Origin of the sequence: uncultured Amaricoccus sp., from assembly GCF_937858865.1 — a bacterium.
Taxonomy (GTDB): Bacteria; Pseudomonadota; Alphaproteobacteria; order Rhodobacterales; family Rhodobacteraceae; genus Amaricoccus.
In genome coordinates this window covers 1-2,001 of sequence record NZ_CALLYO010000514.1, presented here as the reverse complement: position 1 = coordinate 2,001, position 2,001 = coordinate 1, and the positions used below count along the sequence as shown (strand labels likewise).

Genomic DNA, 2,001 nt, shown 5'->3' with positions numbered 1-2,001 from the left:
GGAGGTGACCGGAGCGGTGGAGGCGGCGGAGGCGCGGCTGGTGGAGCTCGAGGCGGGGGTCGCGGCGGCCGGGACGGAGCGGGACGCGCTGGCGGCGCGGCTGGCGGAACTGGAGGAGAGCGTGGCCGAGGCGACCGCGGGGCAGGCGGCGGCGGTTGCGGTCGCGGCGCCCGAGGCGGCGGGCGGCGCGGGGCGCGCGGCGGCTGCGGTGCAGGCGGCGGTCGCGACGGCGCCCGGGCTGGCGGAGGCGAGCGCGGCGGAGCGGGCGGCGCTGGTGACGGCGCTCGAGGGCGGCGCCTGCGTGACCGATGCGCTGGCCGGGGCGCTCGGGGAGATCAACCGCCAGACGGCGGCGGCGCTGATGCGGGGGCTCGGGGGATGCTGAGGATGCTGGTGCTGGCGGGGGCCGTTCTGGTGGCGGCGCTGCTCGGGCTCCCGGGGGCGGCGCAGGAGGTGGAGGCCAGCATCGTGACCGGCGGGCCGGCGGGCACCTATATCCGGATCGGGCGCGATCTCGCCGCGCTCGGGGCGGAGTGCGGGCTGGAGCTGGACGTCCGGGAGAGCTCGGGCTCGATCGAGAACATGGATGCGGTGCGCGACCGGCCGGCGACGCAGCTCGGGATCGTGCAGAGCGACGTGCTGGAGTATTTCCGCACCTACGCCGCCGACGACCCGGCGCTGCGGCGGGCGGCGGAGGGGGTGCGCATCGCCTTCCCGCTCTACGACGAGGAGGTGCACCTGCTGGCGCGGCGGGAGATCGGCGGGCTGGCCGGCCTCGCGGGCCGGCGGGTGGCGACCGGCACGGAGGGCAGCGGGACGCGGCTGACGGCGGACCTCATGCTCGACCTGGCGCAGGTGGAGCCTGGCGAGCGCGTGCCGCTCGGGCCGGAGGACGGGCTCGAGGCGCTGCTGGCGGGGGAGGTCGACGCGCTCTTCTACGTGGTGGGGGCGCCGGCGGATCTCTTCCGCTCGGAGCGGATCGACCCCGAGCGGTTCCATCTGGTGCCGATGACCGAGCCGGTGCTGAGGGCGGTCTATACCCCCGCCGAGGTGGCGGCGGGGGTCTATCCGTTCGTGCGCGAGCCGGTGCCGGTGGTGGCGGTGAAGGCGGTTCTCGTCACCTACGACTACCGGCCGGAGCGCAACGCCTACCAGGCGGGGAGCTGCGCGATGGTCGCGGGTCTCAGCCACCTGATCCTGACCCGCCTCGACGAACTGCGCGCGAAGGGGCACCCGAAGTGGAAGGCGGTGGACGTGCGGGACCTGCCGCCGGGCTGGGAGGTGTCCGCCTGCGTGCTCGAGGGGCTCGCGCCGGACTATGCCTTCGCCTGCCGCAGGCCGGACGGGACCGTGGTGCAGGAGGGGCCTGCCGCTGGCGAGCAGAGCTCGGCGAACCAGCTGTTCCTGCAGCGGGTCTGCGCGCGGATCGGCTGCTAGCGGGAAGCCGCGCGTGCGGGGTGGGGTCCGCACGATCCGTCGCCGCATGCCCGCCCGTGCCCTTCCGGAGAGGGGTGCAGGGCGAGCGACACGGGGTCCGGATCAGATGCCGAGCTGGTTCTTCAGCGCCATGACGTCGCGCAGGCGCTGGCCGGCGGCCATGCGGCGCTCTTCCGGGGCGTCGGCGAGGTCGCGCTCGGCGGCGTGGAGGACGTCGGCGAGGAGGGCCGTGTCGGCCTCGGGGCGGATGACGGCCTGCTCGGCGAGGATGGTCGCCGCGGTTGGGGAGACCTCGGCGAAGCCGCCGGTGACGACATAGTCGATGGTCTCGCCCGGGCTCACCACGCGGACGACGCCGGGGCGCAGCGTGGTGAGGAAGGGGGCGTGGTTCGGCAGGGCGGTGAAGTCGCCGCCCATGCCGGGGATCTGGACGCTGCTCGCCTCGACCGAGGCGAGCTTGCGCTCGGGGCTGACGAGGTCGAACTGGAGGGTGTCGGCCATCGGGTGCCTCAGGCGGCTTCGGCGGCCATGCGCTCGGCCTTCTTGATGACCTCGTCGATGGCG

2 protein-coding genes and 1 pseudogene are annotated in these 2,001 nt (G+C 75.4%); 2 read left to right on the top strand and 1 reads right to left on the bottom strand.

Features of this window, described 5'->3' with window-relative positions:
• Positions 1 to 385, top strand: a pseudogene (locus tag Q0112_RS15055) (hypothetical protein); the annotation flags it as partial.
• Complete coding sequence (locus Q0112_RS15050; protein WP_297976677.1) at positions 379 to 1,437, top strand: TAXI family TRAP transporter solute-binding subunit; 1,059 nt, start codon at positions 379 to 381, stop codon at positions 1,435 to 1,437. The pseudogene Q0112_RS15055 and the gene Q0112_RS15050, both read left to right, overlap by 7 nt.
• 102 nt (positions 1,438 to 1,539) lie before the next feature.
• On the opposite strand, the gene atpC is transcribed toward Q0112_RS15050, so the two are convergent.
• The gene (atpC, locus tag Q0112_RS15045; protein WP_297976675.1) at positions 1,540 to 1,938 is read right to left on the bottom strand and encodes an ATP synthase F1 subunit epsilon; all 399 of its coding nucleotides are present in this window, start codon (positions 1,936 to 1,938) and stop codon (positions 1,540 to 1,542) included.
• Positions 1,939 to 2,001 lie beyond the last annotated feature (63 nt).

Excerpts from the sequence above, each read along its gene's own strand:
- Q0112_RS15050 (WP_297976677.1), top strand. The coding sequence starts at position 379 with ATGCTGAGGATGCTGGTGCTGGCGGGGGCCGTTCTGGTGGCGGCGCTG.
- atpC (WP_297976675.1), bottom strand. The coding sequence starts at position 1,938 with ATGGCCGACACCCTCCAGTTCGACCTCGTCAGCCCCGAGCGCAAGCTC.